This is a genomic window from Psychrobacter alimentarius, from assembly GCF_001606025.1.
Lineage (GTDB): Bacteria > Pseudomonadota > Gammaproteobacteria > Pseudomonadales > Moraxellaceae > Psychrobacter > Psychrobacter alimentarius.
In genome coordinates this window covers 164,230-180,347 of the sequence record NZ_CP014945.1, presented here as the reverse complement: position 1 = coordinate 180,347, position 16,118 = coordinate 164,230, and the positions used below count along the sequence as shown (strand labels likewise).

At 40.4% G+C, this 16,118-nt stretch carries 13 protein-coding genes; 3 read left to right on the top strand and 10 right to left on the bottom strand.

Annotated elements, in window-relative coordinates:
- Positions 1-160: 160 nt before the first annotated feature.
- From pcnB to mazG, 3 genes are all read right to left on the bottom strand, one after another.
- A complete protein-coding gene (pcnB, locus tag A3K91_RS00740) occupies positions 161-2,326 on the bottom strand; it encodes a polynucleotide adenylyltransferase PcnB (RefSeq protein ID WP_062843576.1) in 2,166 nt (721 codons plus the stop codon).
- Between the two features lie 172 nt (positions 2,327-2,498).
- Positions 2,499-2,867: a ComEA family DNA-binding protein gene (locus A3K91_RS00735; protein WP_062843575.1), complete on the bottom strand. Its 369-nt coding sequence runs from the start codon at positions 2,865-2,867 to the stop codon at positions 2,499-2,501.
- A complete protein-coding gene (mazG, locus tag A3K91_RS00730) occupies positions 2,854-3,717 on the bottom strand; it encodes a nucleoside triphosphate pyrophosphohydrolase (RefSeq protein WP_062843574.1) in 864 nt (287 codons plus the stop codon). Before mazG ends, A3K91_RS00735 begins: the two co-directional genes overlap by 14 nt.
- A 194-nt stretch (positions 3,718-3,911) precedes the next feature.
- On the opposite strand from mazG, the gene A3K91_RS00725 reads away from it, so the two are divergent.
- The gene (locus tag A3K91_RS00725; RefSeq protein ID WP_062843573.1) at positions 3,912-5,399 is read left to right on the top strand and encodes a phosphohexomutase domain-containing protein; all 1,488 of its coding nucleotides are present in this window, start codon (positions 3,912-3,914) and stop codon (positions 5,397-5,399) included.
- A 97-nt stretch (positions 5,400-5,496) separates the two neighbouring features.
- Here A3K91_RS00725 and A3K91_RS00720 read toward each other — a convergent pair whose 3' ends face one another.
- Genes A3K91_RS00720 through A3K91_RS00710 form a run of 3 tightly spaced genes read right to left on the bottom strand, consistent with a single transcriptional unit; the run spans position 5,497 to position 9,491 of the window.
- Positions 5,497-6,897 (bottom strand): UDP-glucose/GDP-mannose dehydrogenase family protein, encoded by a 1,401-nt coding sequence (locus A3K91_RS00720; protein ID WP_062843572.1) that lies wholly within the window; start codon positions 6,895-6,897, stop codon positions 5,497-5,499.
- Between the two features lie 35 nt (positions 6,898-6,932).
- Positions 6,933-8,606, bottom strand: coding sequence for a glucose-6-phosphate isomerase (pgi, locus tag A3K91_RS00715; protein WP_062843571.1), 1,674 nt, complete (start codon positions 8,604-8,606; stop codon positions 6,933-6,935).
- Between the two features lie 3 nt (positions 8,607-8,609).
- Positions 8,610-9,491, bottom strand: coding sequence for a UTP--glucose-1-phosphate uridylyltransferase (locus A3K91_RS00710; RefSeq protein WP_062843570.1), 882 nt, complete (start codon positions 9,489-9,491; stop codon positions 8,610-8,612).
- Between the two features lie 176 nt (positions 9,492-9,667).
- On the opposite strand from A3K91_RS00710, the gene A3K91_RS00705 reads away from it, so the two are divergent.
- Both A3K91_RS00705 and A3K91_RS00700 read left to right on the top strand, forming a co-directional pair.
- A complete protein-coding gene (locus tag A3K91_RS00705) occupies positions 9,668-10,657 on the top strand; it encodes a capsular polysaccharide export protein, LipB/KpsS family (protein ID WP_062843569.1) in 990 nt (329 codons plus the stop codon).
- 42 nt (positions 10,658-10,699) lie between these two features.
- Positions 10,700-11,959, top strand: coding sequence for a nucleotide sugar dehydrogenase (locus tag A3K91_RS00700; protein WP_062843568.1), 1,260 nt, complete (start codon positions 10,700-10,702; stop codon positions 11,957-11,959).
- A 126-nt stretch (positions 11,960-12,085) separates the two neighbouring features.
- Here the strand turns inward: A3K91_RS00700 and A3K91_RS00695 are convergent, their stop codons facing one another.
- The 4 genes from A3K91_RS00695 to A3K91_RS00680 form a co-directional block, all read right to left on the bottom strand.
- Complete coding sequence (locus A3K91_RS00695) at positions 12,086-13,315, bottom strand: glycosyltransferase family protein (RefSeq protein ID WP_062843567.1); 1,230 nt, start codon at positions 13,313-13,315, stop codon at positions 12,086-12,088.
- 171 nt (positions 13,316-13,486) lie between these two features.
- Complete coding sequence (locus A3K91_RS00690) at positions 13,487-14,617, bottom strand: DegT/DnrJ/EryC1/StrS family aminotransferase (protein WP_208855352.1); 1,131 nt, start codon at positions 14,615-14,617, stop codon at positions 13,487-13,489.
- Positions 14,604-15,167: an LbetaH domain-containing protein gene (locus A3K91_RS00685; protein ID WP_062843566.1), complete on the bottom strand. Its 564-nt coding sequence runs from the start codon at positions 15,165-15,167 to the stop codon at positions 14,604-14,606. Before A3K91_RS00685 ends, A3K91_RS00690 begins: the two co-directional genes overlap by 14 nt.
- Positions 15,168-15,203: 36 nt before the next feature.
- On the bottom strand, positions 15,204-16,109 hold the full coding sequence (locus A3K91_RS00680; protein ID WP_062843565.1) for a Gfo/Idh/MocA family oxidoreductase: 906 nt from the start codon (positions 16,107-16,109) through the stop codon (positions 15,204-15,206).
- Positions 16,110-16,118 lie beyond the last annotated feature (9 nt).

The window sequence follows — 16,118 nt, the reverse complement described above, 5'->3', positions numbered from 1 at the left end:
CAGTTCAACATAACATCTGTACATTAGTGGCTACGTACAACTGGCATAACTTTTCCTTGCGTGCTGCTAATACAGAGGATGCAAAAAACTTATACCAATCGTATCGCACCGTTGTTAAAGTCAATTGACTATATCGCTATAAACCTCAACACTACCAACGCTAGACTTTATCCGCACTTGGCTGACGACGGCGACGCTTTGCCGGTACAGGACCTTTATGTTCAGGTAGTGCATCGGCTACAGATTGACTGTCAACTGGCTGGCTAATTTTAGTAGACGTTTTTTGCGTGGATGTTGCCTCTGCTGATTTTCGAGACTTCTTAGCTTTAGTTGCTGGCTTGTCGCTAGACTGAATCGCTGGTTTTGGAGCTTTTTTTGCATATTTTGCAGTCGTTGGTTCGTTATGAGCAGCGTCTTGCGTCTCTACATTATTTACAGTTTGAGAGACCTCTACGCTAGGCTGACGACGGCGACGCTTGTAAGGTATCGGCTCGTTATTCATACTGACCAATGCAGGAGACGTTGCGACCGAACGAGTGACCTTGGCAGCGGTTTTAGCAGATGTATCCTTAACTTCAGCGTACTCGGTTTTTGGTTGCGGTGCTTTCTCAGTTGGCGCTCTGTTAGCAACAGATTTTTTCTCCACCGTTACTGCGGTAACAGGGTTAACCTTTTTATCACTTGCCAGCTGTCTCTTCAATGGCGGTACTACTTTTTCGTGCTCTATGACGAACAGCGGCTTCGGGCTAGCATGATGGCGTTTGGCTGTGCTGCTATTGGCAAGAGACAATTGCTGTAATTGCGCAAGCTCACTGCTGTCTTGTTTTGCTTGCTGCGTATCATAACCTTTATCATGATGACCACCAGATTGCTTAGCCGATGAAGATTGACTAGTCGCACGTCGTCGGCGTGATGGAATATTTGCTGGATCGTTTACCATAGTTTGCTCATTCACATCTGTTCTAGTGTTGCCAGTGGCTTTACTATGCTTGGTATTTTGTTGGTTGGTAGCAAAGGTATCAACGCTATTTGACTCTGGTTTTTGGCGATTGCGTCCGCGACCACGCTGACCTTGACCTTGCTTGTAAGCTCCGCGACGGATATTTTCGTCAAATGCGTCAATAGCTTGCTGTTGCTCTCTCTCAGATAAGGTCTGATAGGTCTGCCACCACTCACCCATCTCATTGGTTGATTCCGATAATGGATGCTCTGCATCACCGCATTGCTCACGCAACAATAAGAAGTCAAAACCTGCGCGGAAACGTGGATGTTCAGAGAGCTGCACGATTTGTTTGCTACGCGGCGCGGCAAGCTTTGGCTGCAATATCCAGATATCACGAATGAACTGCTCAGCAAATTTAGGAATAGCCGTTTTGATGCGTTGACGGTCAATCACTTTGCCAGCGGCATGCATCTGTGCTTCAGCAAAGGGCATGTTGCGCTTCTTGGCTTTCGCTAATTGATGCAAATAGTTTTCCCACAAAAGCGCCGCATAGAAAAACGCTGGATTGATGCTTTTGCCCGCGGCGATACGTTTGTCGGTATTAATCGCCACTTGTTTGACCAGCGCACTTGGCTCAGAGGGTGGATAGATAATTAAGCTATCAATTGCTCCTGACTCAAACAACAACGGCAGCAAGGGCACCAAGTAGCCACCTGTAAACATTTTTTGCGTCTCATCGTAAAGACGGTGCGGTGATATTTGCTCAAGTAAGGTCCAATTGCCATCATGAAATTGCGCAGCCAACGCGTCGTCAAATTCGAAGCCCAGTTTTGCCTTAAAACGTAAGGCACGCAACAATCGTACTGGATCTTCTTCAATGCGAACGGGCGCATCACCCAATAGGCGAATAATCCTATTATCAATGTCTTCAAGTGCACCGCAAAAATCGTGGACGATGCCTTTGAGCGGCTGATAATAAAGGGCATTAATAGAAAAATCACGGCGAGAAAAATCTTGCTTGATGTCGCCCCACACATTGTCACGCAGGATCATACCATCTCGATTGGTATTGGCGTCACTTGTTGGTGGACCACGGAAAGTTGCCACTTCAATTAACTCTCGTCCTGAGTACACATGAGCCAATTGGAAACGGCGACCAATAATGCGGCAACGCTTACCAAATACATCTTTGATTTCATGCGGCTTGGCATCAGTCACAGCGTCAAAGTCTTTTGGACGCAGGCCTAATAAGGTATCGCGCACACCACCACCGACGATATAGGCATCAAACCCAGCGCGGGTCAATGTCGCAATCACTTCAGTAATGGAATTGGGTAATTCAGATTTATTCAGTTCTAACTGCTTGGCGGCACGCTCGGCCATGCATCTACTCCTCGCCGGTATTCTTTAACCACCCTTGACAAACGAAGCGTTTATCAGGCGGATGTACCCACTAGTTTAACAAATTTTGTGAGTGGTAGGTGTGTTATGACACTTACTTACGTGCTATTTTGTCAATATTAAGGTTAATTAATCCAAAATATGGCACTGTTTTCTATACTCTCAAACGCGCTCGGTTTTTCTCAATGGTTTTTGCACCAATCCCTTTGACCTTTGCCAATTCATCTACGGTTTTGAAATCACCAAACATGTCACGGTACAAAATGATGGCTTGTGCCTTGCTGCTGCCAATGCCATGAAGAGACGTAAGCTCACCTTCACTGGCACGATTGATATCAATTATTTTTTGATCACGGGCTTGTATGGCTGATTTTTCTTGTGCCAATAAATACTCATAAGCGCGCTGTGGATTGTCAAAACACGGAGCTGCACTGGCATTATTAAGCGCAAGTAGCGCCAATAATAAACAGCCACCAGCATGGACTATCCAACTTATAAACACGTTTTTGCTATAAACGTTCATGGCGTTTGGCCGCATCCCATAGTGCATCCATCTCTGTGATATCGCTTTCCTCGAAGCGTTTGCCAACCGCTGCCAACTGCTCTTCGATATAACCGAAGCGCGATTTAAATTTATGCACACAAGTGAGCGTTGCCGTCTCTGCATCCAGATTGAGCTTACGCGTGACATTGACTAGCGCAAACATACAATCGCCAAGCTCTTTTTCTATGTCCCTAATATTGGCCTTAATCTCCGCTTTGGATTTGTTCGTCAGCTCAGCCTTTAGCTCATCAATCTCTTCTTCCAACTTGTCAAAGGCTCCACTGATACCGTCCCAATCAAAGCCAAGTTTTGATGCTTGTTTTTGTACATCTTGAGCTTGCATCAAGGCACTGCCTGCTTTGATAGCATCTAAACGGCGCGGTGGTTTACCTCGCGCCTCGCGTGCCTGATTTTCCTCAGCCTTAATCTCATCCCAGCGCTCTTTGACGGCTGCATCATCTTTGAGCGTTTCGGCTTCAAAAACATGGGGATGGCGTCGAACCAGCTTTTCTTGTAAGGTGGTAATGACATCACTCATATCGAAGCGACCTTGCTCTGCATACATCTGGCAATGAAATACCACTTGTAATAGCACATCCCCAAGCTCACCTTTGATGTCTTCATCGTCCTCACTTTGTACGGCCTCGCCCAACTCATACGCTTCTTCAATCGCATAAGGAATTAAACTGTGATTGGTTTGCTTTTTGTCCCACGGACAGTCGGCCCGCAGTCTTGCCATGAGCGCCAAAAGATCTTCAAGCTGCCCACTGCCGGCAGGCGTACCTTGTACTGGTGTTGGCGCTACGATTTTATTGTTTAAAGTCGTCATAAAGGAGGCTCTTATATGCTTAACGTTTTTTCGGATTATTAGGGCATGTCCTTATTTTTAATCTTGTCAGATAACTCTCGATTAGAGTGAGGACATGCGCCAATGTTAGTGTATCATTGAACACTGATTGACTTATAATTGTGTCTCTTACTTCTTCATTCTATCACTACTCACGCGCAAGGAATTTTATTACTATGTCCACTTCTGCGACCACCAGCTATCAACCAGCAACTGAATTCAATCCTATAACGATCAATTCATTTAAGGCTTATGATATTCGTGGCGAGCTTGGTGTTACTCTTGATGAAGACATTGCTTATCGTATCGGCCGTGCCTTTGCACAAATTTTATATCAGCGCTATCACACAGTCTCTGACAGTCAAAGTAGCGATATGGCAACACTACAGCCTGCTATTGTCATCGGTAGTGACATCCGCCATTCAAGTGAACAACTCAAACAAGCAGTTATCAAAGGTATGCTAGATGCTGGCGCTGATGTCATCGACTTAGGTATGACAGGGACAGAAGAAGTATATTTTGCTACCAGCCATTATCAGGCGCTAGGTGGTATTGAAGTGACTGCCAGTCACAACCCGATTAATTACAATGGCTTAAAATTGGTGAAAGATCAGTCAAAACCCATCAGCGCGGATGATGGTTTGGCAGAGATTCAAGCATTGGCCGAATCAGGAGAGTTTGCCACCAACATCTCACCAGGTAAATTGCAATTATTAACCGATAAAAGCGCTTATATCAACCATGTGATGACTTTTATCGATACCGATAAACTCAAACCCCTCAAACTGGTGATCAATTCAGGCAATGGCAGTGCCGGCCCTGTTGTGGATTTATTGATTGATAAATTGATCCAAGCTGGTGCGCCAATCGAAGTCATTAAACTCCACCATGAGCCTGATGGTAGTTTTCCAAATGGCATCCCCAATCCAATGATTGAAGCCAATAGAGTCGCAACTCAGCAAGCGGTGCTAACGAACAAAGCCGATCTTGGTATTGCCTTTGATGGTGATTTTGATCGCTGCTTCTTATTTGATGAACATGGCAAGTTTATTGATGGCAGCTACGTAGTGGGTATGCTGGCGCAAGCATTTTTAAACAAATATCCAAACGAAGCCATTGTCTACGACCCGCGCGTAATATATAACACTGAAGCGGTAATAGAACAGCATAATGGCAAAGCCGTGATCAGTAAGTCTGGTCACTCCTTTATCAAGCAAGTCATGCGTGACTCTGGCGCTGTCTATGGCGGCGAGATGTCGGCGCATCATTATTTTCGCGATTTTTTCTATTGCGATAGTGGCATGATTCTATGGCTGTTGACCATTGAGCTATTGTCCATCACGAGTAAGACTTTGTCCGAATTGGTCACAGGCTACATACAGGAGTATCCAAGCTCAGGTGAACAAAACTTTCACCTGACCACCCTCGATGCGCCAACCATTATTCAGGCGATTGAAGAAAAATTTAGCACTCAACAACCAACCAAATCTACCCTCGATGGTTTAAGCCTTAACTTTGGCGAATGGCGTTTTAACTTACGAGCGTCCAATACCGAACCACTCATTCGATTGAATATCGAAAGTCGTGGTGATGCGGCGTTATTGGCCACCAAGATTCAAGAAATCCAGCAATGGTTGGCACTGCAAGGTGCCGTACCAGCTTAAGGTTATTAAAAGACCATGTATATTTGAAGATAAAAAAAGGCTCACTAATATATATTAGCGAGCCTTTTTTAATGAAAACAACATTCAAATAAAACGGTTAGTTGGAGCGACCAATACCTCTATAGTCGCCCACTAACTGCTGAATTTGGGTGCGTGTCAGGGCATTTTGTGCATCAAATACAGGCATTGCTTGCTGATTGATTTTGACAATATCAAGCTCGTCTCGGGGTGACCAGCTAATGATAAAAATTGCCTGAGCTTCATTCATCTGATGATAAGGACTGGCAATCAATTTAAATAGGGGTTGCTGATTATAAAGTGAGACCAATTCAGGTTGGGCTTTGTCGCTATAAATAAGAGTTCGAATATTATAAGACCATAATAAGTCTAATAACGGGTGAATGGCTGAACCTGCCGTACGTCCTGAGCCAGACTTGTAACTCCCGCCCCAAATCATCACGGTTCTATTATCAATAAATCCATCAAAATACTGCCAAAACTTGCGAAATATCAGCTCTTTTTGATCTTCATTGATATGAATAATAGACTCTAATAATGGCATCTCCAAACTGTGCGCCTGACTCGACTGCTGTAGCTTAGATAGCTCTGCTGGTAACGTATTACCACCAAACCCCCAGCCAGCTTGCAGATAACTACTGCCCACCCGCTCATCTAGCCCCATGATATGACTCACCTGTTTGATATCGACCTGTTGGCTGTCTGCCAAGCGTGACATCTCATTCATAAAGCTCACCCTTGTCGCAAGCATTGCCATGATGCTACTACGTGCAAACTCTATCGTTGCGATATCAGCATGATGCGTGGCGCGTGCCTGCTGCATCAAAGGCTTTAGTGCCTGTAAATGATTGCTACTGTTTACCGTCTTTTCACCAAGCAACCATAATGACGGGTTTAACATCGAGTTGTAGGCGTCCCCATCTTTTAAAAAGACAAAGGGTACGTAATACACCCAAGCCCGCTGTAAACGTTGAGCAAGCGCTGATACATCTCCCAATTGCTCAATGCCACTCATGATCAAAGGCAATGCTTGGCGATTGCTGTGATTAAAGGCGGTAATCCAGTGATCTTCTGTCCAGCTCGTTCTCATACTGTTTAAAAATAACCAGTATAGTGCGGCTGTTGGGGGGTGAGTATTAGGATTGTCGTTGTCGATATTATCACTATCAGCACAGTTTGTTTTTTCATAGCCTTGTATGAGCGTATCAGCACTACTTGGTAACGCTTGGCTAACAATCATTTGCTGCTGCTCATACATCTGCCACAGCGCGTGCAAATGATGCTCAAAGCCATATTGATGTAATTGCTGTGACAATATATCCAAATCTGCATATAAGTGAACGCGCTGGCCTAAACTGGCAAGCACGACCGCACTGGTGATGGCTTCAATACTATGGCCGACAAGCACACAAACGTCAGATTCATTCGATAGACTGGGTGCGTACTGATAATGGTGATTATGACTTACGTCAGCGCTCATAAGGATACCCTATAGCATGGTTGAGATATTGGCAGTTATTGAGATAGCTGTCTAATGTGCTGTAGTAATTGGTCAGTCGAGGAGTCGAACTGACCTCCTGTGCCCTGCTCCATAGCAGCATGTACAGATTCTGCCATTTGCTTGCCCATCTCAACCCCCCACTGATCAAATGGATTGATGTCCCAAATACTGGCCATGACATAAACTTTGTGCTCATAAAGGGCAATCAAAGCTCCCAAGCTATGCGGGGTCAGCTCATCAATCAATAATGTGGTTGAAGGCTGATTGCCTCGATAATACTTGTATTTGTCCGCCTCAACATCCGCTTTAGTATTCGCGATATTTGCAACGGCTGTATTACCAAAGGCTAGGACTCGGCTTTGTGCCAAACAATTGGCCAAAGACAAGTCGTGCTGCTGCTGTAATGAGGCATTTTTTACCTCGGTACTATAACGACGCACACAGGCGATAAAGTCACAAGAGACCTGCTGCGTGCCTTGATGAAGCAACTGATAAAACGCATGCTGGGCATTCGAACCAATCTCGCCCCATAAAATTGGACACGTATTATAATCAATACGGTCGCCGTGCTGGGTCACCGATTTACCATTACTCTCCATCTCAAGCTGGGTTAAGTAACTTGGCAAATAGATTAAACGACCATCGTAAGGCAATACCGTATGCGCATTCACTCGTAAAAAAGTACTATTCCAAACTGCCAACAAACCCAACAGTACTGGCAAGTTTTCGGCAAAATCTGCCTGCGCAAAATGCTCATCCATACTATGAGCGCCGCTTAATAGCGCCTGAAATTGAGACATACCAATACGAATGGCAATCGCCAATCCAATCGCTGACCATAAAGAAAAGCGGCCACCAACCCATTCCCAAAGCTGTAGTTGATGCTCGGGATGGATGCCCCATGCATTCATTTTCTCACTATTGGCGGAAATACCAATAAAATGTCGGCGCAACACACTGTCTTCAGTACCAGCGCGCAATTTGGCAGTAGCAAGTAACCAAGATAATGCCGTTTTGGCATTTGATAAAGTATCAACTGTACTAAAGGACTTGGACGAGATAATAAATAAGGTCGTTTCAGGATTCAAATGTTTTAGTAAGTTGTCAAGCTGAGTGCCATCCATGTTAGAAACGAAGTGTACTTCAACCTCTGTATCTGCCCACTCATCTAGTGCTGTTGTCGCCATCAGTGGACCCAAATCAGAGCCGCCGACGCCAATATTGACTACATCGGTAATGGCCTTTCCTGAAAACCCACGCCATGTCCCTTGACGGACTCGCTCTGATAGTTTTGCAACTTGTGCCAGACTATGATGCACATCGGCGACTACATCCTGTTCACCCGTCTTTAAGGTTGATGTAGACGGTAAACGCAGCGCTGTATGTAAAGCTGCACGTTGCTCACTGGTATTGACCATAGCACCTTGCATGAGTGCTTCAATTCGAGCGGATAACTCGCAACTTTTTGCCAGTTTTAAAAGGTTTACCAGCACTTCCTCATCGAGACACTGCTTGCTGTAATCCATGTACAGTGCATCAGCTCGCGTACTAAAGTGTGCGGCACGGTCAGCATCTTGCGCAAATAACGTAGACAACGACCATTCTTGCGTGGCCAACATTTGCAGTTGTTGCCAGTAGGTAGAATGTCGAGCACTACTATACGCTCTATCCTTGCTAATCTCTGCCATCAGCTATTCATCATCTGCTAATTGCTGCTCGGCAAAATAGATAAATGCTTGCATGTAAGAGTGCATGTCGCCTGCATCATAACTATCGCCACGCATGGTGGTTACATTAACTCCATACTCACTAATCAGTGCATCGATGGCATCGGTTAGCTGTATCTCGCCACCCACTGAGGCAGTCGTATTAGCCAAATAATCAAAGATTCTATTGCTAAATACATAGCGACCTACGACGGCAAGTTTTGAAGGTGCTTCTGCCAAACTGGGTTTTTCTACAAAACCTGCAACCCCAAAGCTAGTATTCACGTTCGTATCATCTACTTTACTATTATCACTTTGCTCTTCATTCAATTGAGCAATACCATACTTATGGACATCCTCATCGGCCACTGTATTTACGAGGATTTGTGAATGGTTGTCTTTAACAAACGCATCAAGCATAAAAGCCAAATTATCGGTAGCAGCGTCGGTCATAAATGGATCCAGCACCACATCAGGCAATAATACAGCAAAATCGTGCTCACCAATGATAGGACGAGCAGCAAGTACGGCGTGACCTAAGCCCAATGCCTTCCCCTGACGTATCATTGACACCGTCACGTCAGCTGGTAACCAGTTTAAGCTATCTGCCAGCTCATTCTTGCCTTTATGACGCAATTGAGTGTCTAGCTCAGCATTAATATCAAAATAGTTTTCGATCGCGCTCTTTTGGGCGTGACCAACCAAAACAATGTGCTTAATACCAGCGGCAATCGCCTCTTCGACAACATAATGAATGGCGGGCCGATTACCAAGAGGTAGTAGCTCTTTTGGTACAGACTTAGACAAGGGCAGCATGCGCGTACCAAAACCTGCGACGGGAATGACAGCGTGGGTTATTTTTTTCATATTATTTGGGCTGTGTTAAAGAGAAAAGTGAAGTTAAGGTGATTATAAAGTATCATTAGAGAATTATAACTCAATAAATTTTAAGTAACCCAAGTGTATAACTTAGATGTATTCTCTGGGTATATCATTTATGTGTCTTCGGTTGTCTGTTACTAACTTAGCTCATTAAGCCTACTATGAACTTCAACTCTTATATTCTACCTCTATTATCAGGTTATTGCAGACACTACTGGCAACCGCACCAGCGCTTGGCTTTGGTTATCGGCATGTTGCCATGGAAAGATAACGTTGGAAATTGGATATTAGAATTGTCGCACATACAAATACAGCGCCATTTTGATGAAAACTATTTTCAACAATGGCTCAAACCTTTTATCAAACGCGTAAATCCTGTTGTATATATTTGGGGTTACAAAGCGCCTGATTTTTTCATTGATTATATACGTGAGCAAGAACTGGATATCTTCTTTTTAGAAGATGGCTTTATTCGCTCAGGGCCTTATGATGAGAGTAGCGCTCCTCCATTATCTATCATGATAGACAGTCAAGCGCCCTATTTTGATACCACTCGTCCCAACGATCTGACCAATCTGATTGCTAATTTTGACTTCGAACAGGATGGCTATGATGAGACATTAGCACAGGAGATGCTTGATTATTATGTGTCAAAGCGTGTGAGCAAATATAATCATCAACCTTATGTCGATGTCGTACCAATATATGGTATTAAGAATAAGAAACGTATCTTAATATTAGGGCAAGTACCATATGATGACTCATTGAAATATGGTGGCGGCATTGATATTACATTGCTAGATGTGGTTAATAAAGCAGTAGCAGAAAATCCTAACGATCAAATTATCGTCAAACCGCATCCAATGACACTCAATGACCCTTCTATCATCGACACTCTTACTGAATTGGATTGTCTAGTCCTTACCCAATCTATTCATTTGGTAGATGCTTTAGAGACCGTAGATCATGTCTACACGATTACTTCTCTGGGCGGGTTTGAAGCTTTGTTAAGAGGTAAAGAAGTTACGGTATTAGGAAGGCCTTTTTACACCCACCTATGTACTAGTCATATAAAATCAAACACACCGTCACTTTCTCAGTTATTTTATATCTGCTATTATGCTTACAATTTTACAGCTACTACTTCGTAGTTAATATTAATATCTCATTAGTTCATGTCAAAAGGCCATTCAATGAATTCCAAAAAGATCGCGATCATAGGGTTAGGCTATGTAGGTCTACCACTAGCTTGTGCGTTTGCAAAACAATATGATGTTATAGGCTTCGATATAAATACAACCCGTATCAATGAGTTATCCAATAATATTGATAAAACTCGCGAAGTGACTAGTGAATATTTACAGAATATCTCTCGCCTTAATTTTATTTCTGATACTAGTGAGTTAGCCACAGCGAATGTTTTCATTATTACGGTACCAACACCAATTGATGATAATAACTTACCTGACTTATCACCATTGGTTAAAGCTTCACAGATGCTAAGTAATATTCTCAAAAAAGATGATATTGTTATATATGAATCCACGGTATATCCAGGTGCTACAGAAGAAGTTTGCATTCCAGAATTAGAGGAATCTGGTTTGAAATTAAATAAAGACTTTGGTGTAGGCTACTCTCCAGAACGTATCAATCCAGGTGACAAACTCCGTACTGTGGAAAATATTTTAAAAGTAACGTCAGGTTCAAACGCTTACTACACAGATGTGGTAGATGAACTTTATGGCTCAGTTATCACTGCTGGCACATTTAAAGCTTCTTCAATAAAAGTTGCTGAAGCTTCTAAGGTGATCGAAAACACCCAGCGCGATGTCAATATTGCTTTGATAAACGAGCTGGCTCTTATTTTTAACGAAGTTGGTATCGATACCCATGAAGTAATTGAGGCTGCCGCTACTAAGTGGAACTTCATCAAGCTTATGCCTGGCTTAGTAGGTGGACATTGTATTGGTGTAGATCCTTATTATTTGGCTCACAAAGCGTCATCTTTGGGGCTCAACCCTAATTTGATTTTGACTTCCCGTGCAATTAACAACTCTATGAGTAAGTTTGTTGCTGAACAGACTATCAAGAAGCTTATCTCATACGGAAAGAACATTAAAGATGCTCGTATTTTACTTTTAGGAGTTACCTTTAAAGAAAACTGTCCTGACGTAAGAAATACCAAAGTTACAGATATTGGTAGTGAGCTTGAAAAATACGGCGTAAAAATGACTTATTCAGATCCTTGGGTTACTGAAGAAGACTGGAATAATCTAAATGTTGAGTGTGTGGACTATAAAGCTATTGAACAAAATAGTTTTGACGCTGTTATTGTAGCTGTTAACCATTCAGAATTCATCGATGAAGACAAAAAAATAGATAGCTTCTGTACTAGGCCTAAAGTAGTCATCGACGTCAAGGGCACATTAGTAAATCCAGACTGGCGCTTGTAATTAAATTATTACTTTATAGGTAAGAGTATCACAAAGTGCTCTTGCCTATAATCTAATTTTTTTACATTTATAATTATTTCTTTTTTAGAAACAATCAATAATTATGATCGTAAAGAATATTTCTGACTATAATTTCTTACAAACTATAGCTTTTTCTATATCTATTTTCATAGATGTTTTCATACTAACATAAATTTCTTCACTAATATTATTCAAAAAATTTACATCAGTTTTATCAGAAAAAATTAGCCCACATTTAAACTCCAAAATTATATCTGCTAGATAGGTTTTTTCGTATGCAATAATAGGACATCCAATAGCTTGAGATTGAAAAAACTTATTAGGTAATGCGTATCTATAACTAGGGTGATTTGGATTTATTAGAATTAAAAAGAAGGGATATCGATATTGTTGAATACTTTCGGATAGTATATCCTGATAGTCCATTCCTTTAAATATTTTAAGACGGTTCAAGTCACTATTTTGTTCTAAATAATTAATAGCTTCTTCTTTATAATTACATGCGATAATTAATATATCATATTCGAAAGAAAGTCTAACTATGTCTTCAAGACCTCGGTCCAATGATACGTTACCTACATATATCAATAAATAGTTATCTACATTAGAATTCTCGTTAAACAAAACTTTTGGACTACTGAAGTTTCGGTTATAAATGCAGTTTATTTTATAAGGTTTATAACAGTACATATTAGACAAAGTTTTAGCAAGATGGCTACTAATAGTAATTATATTCTTTTTATTATTTAACTCTTGCATCTCATTAAGATATATATAAAAAGATCTTTGTATTGATGGTTTATTCCTATTTCTAAAAACCTCAAGCTCATGAATGTCATATATATATTCAACTTGATCATGAGAATCTACAATACTTGCAGATATTAAGTTATTACAAATTACGCAAGTATAGCCTGAAGTATCAATTTTCTCTGATAAAAAGTAGCTATGATCGTTATAAATTCCTTGTTTCGCCTTAGTTCTGAAATTTAAACGTGGATGATGCATCATAACTAATATAAAAAACCATGGAAAATATAGAATTTTCTTTAAAGATTCTAAATAAAGACTTTTTAAGATATTATTTTTTTGAATAGAAGTATAATGATTATTTGGTATTACTCTTAAAATAGTTATGTCTTCAGTTTTTTCCCGTAATGCTACCAACTGATTAAGTACTCGTACATCTGTTTCTATTTTTTCGTCAGTAACAAGTAAAACACGTTCTAGGTTAAAATCGGAAAAGTACTCAGAAAAATCTCTAATAATTGGTGCTGTGTGCTCACCTTTAATAAGATGAATAATGGAATCAAAATTTATTTCTTCAATCAACATGTAAATATAGCCTGCTGTGTTTCTACTTATTAATTGACCTTTATGCTTTTACATAAAAGTTTCTATCAGAAAGACTCAAAAATTTTAATATTTTTTCTACCTAAGTGTAGCAACATTATTTTGAAGATAGTTATAAACCTTAGCTCAAAAGAATTTAACTGAGTGTGATTTTTAACGACTATAAAATTTTAATATCTTTTCACAGATGTAGTTAACTTCGTTATCAGTTAAGTAAGCATGCATGGGAAGACTTAATACCGATTGAGCAAATTTTACAGAATTTTTTAGTTCTCCAATCTGGTATTCAGAAAATAAATTTAACGCTTTAGTTTGACTCATCGTCTTAGGATAGTACACGGTGGTTGGAATACCTTGGGCTTTTAAATAAGACATCAGCTCTTCTCTTCTTTCTACCCTTAGAGTATATTGTGCCCAACTACTACCATAACCCTCTGGAACTACTGGCACATTAATTTCAGATATTTTTTTCAAAGTAGATGTATACATAGCTGCTACTTCATTCTTCCTTAAAACCTCACTATCAAATATTTTTAGTTTTTCGAGTAGAATTGCAGCTTGGATGGTATCAAGTCTACTATTATATCCGATATTAACGTTTTCGTATTTATGCGATCCTTTACCATGTACTCGTAGTGATCTGATGTATTCTGCTACTTCTAAGCTATCTGTAAATATAGCACCTCCATCGCCATAACAACCCAAGGGTTTGGCAGGGAAAAAGCTAGTGGTACTTATATTTCCAAAACTACAAGCTCTACTAGTATTTAGTTTGCCCCCAAAGCCTTGTGCAGCATCTTCAATATGCCACAATCCATAAGTTACTGCTAATTTATCTATTTCAGTATGATTAGCAGGAAGTCCAAAGAGATCGACACTAAGAATACCAGCCAATTTTTTGTTATTACTTTTCAGCTCTAGTATCTTTTTTTCTAAATCTAAAGGGCAGATATTATAAGTTTCATCAATATCGACAAAGATAGGTACAGCACCTAGTTCTGCTATGACCTCAGAAGTTGCAAAGAAAGTAAAGTCAGTAGTAAGTACGAAATCCCCTTTTTCAACACCAAGCGCTACTAGTGCTATACGAATCGCATCTGTTCCATTTGCGCAGCTAATACAATACTTTCTACCTGTATACTCAGCTAATTGCTTTTCTAAATCCAAACATTCTTGACCCATAATGTATTGACCGGACTTCAGAACGCGCGAGATCGCTTCATCTACTTCTTTTTTTATCCTATGTTGCTGTCGTTCTAAATCTATAAAATTAATTGTCATCATTATTCTCGAAATTATCGATTAACTGTTTAAGTGTTAAACTATCAACTTTATTACGTTCTAACCCTATTTGATTGATGCCTATCTTCTTGGAAGGATTTCCTGCATAAATACCACCTGGTAAGATTTTAGCCTTCTTAGTTATTACAGTTCCCATACCGATCATCGCGTAACTACCTATTCGTTGACGAGGATGGGCAATAGCACCCATACCTATATTCACGAATTCGCCAACCATTACATGACCACCTAGACAAGTATGAGCTGATAGAATAGAGTTTCTGCCAACTATTACATCATGAGCTATATATACGGCTTTCATGATAAAGCAACCTTCGCCAATAACGGTATTTCTGCGAGAACCTGCATCTATAGTAATATTACCTGTAAGAACAACATTATCTTTAAGCTCAACTGTATAATCTAGCTTCGTACCAAACCCTTCTTTATATTCGGCTGGAAAACCAATAGTACAGTTGGGCCCAATATATAGATTATTTCCTAGTATAACGTTCTCATGAATAACGGCAGACGGATGGATTGTATTGTTCATAAAAAAAAATACACCTTTAAATAATCTAATAAATAGTTACTGATTTCTAATTGATTCCGTCATCTCAATGCAGCAAGCAGCTTCTTGTGCACCAAAACCTCGACCTTCTAGAACTTCTTTATAACTGATTGTATGCAAATCAGTAAAACCTTTTGAAAATTCTACTAAATCATCACCAATCTTGATTGCACGAAAAGTAGGTTGTTCACCTTTTACTTCTTCAGGTAAATCATCAGAATTTACAGATAAAAACCAATTAACATCAGCATTCTTGAACTTCAATTTACCTTTTGAAGAATGAGAACCTTGAAAATCTTTCTCATTATAAGTAGGTTCACCAAAAAGATGATATAGAAGATCGAAGAAGTGTACACCAATATTTGTCGCTATACCCCCTGATTGATTTACATCTCCTTTCCAACTCTCTTGATACCATTTCCCGCGAGAGGTTATATATTGAATCTCGCAATCATACCTTTTTTCAGGGTTTTCCAAAAGCTCTTGATCAATTTTAGACTTTAAAGAAATAACAGCATTATGTAAACGTAACTGAAGTATATTGTAAAGACGTTTCCCAGTCTCATTTTCTACCAATTGTATCTCTTTTAAGTCATCTACACTCAATACCAAAGGTTTTTCGCATATAACATCACAACCCATTCTCAAGGCAAGAGTAATATGAGATAAATGCAAATAATTAGGAGAACATATAGAAATATAATCTACTCTAGTACTTTCTTCTCTTTGGAGCTGATATATATAGTGTGAAAAACGCTCAAACTCTGTAAAAAACTCAGAATCAGGTGAAATACTATCGATAACGCCTACTGAATCCGACTTATCATAGGCTGCCACTAAAGTACCGCCTAGCTCTTTAATCGCCTTCATGTGACGTGGCGCTATGTAGCCTGCAGCTCCAATCAGCGCAAATTTTTTCTTCATAAAAAATCA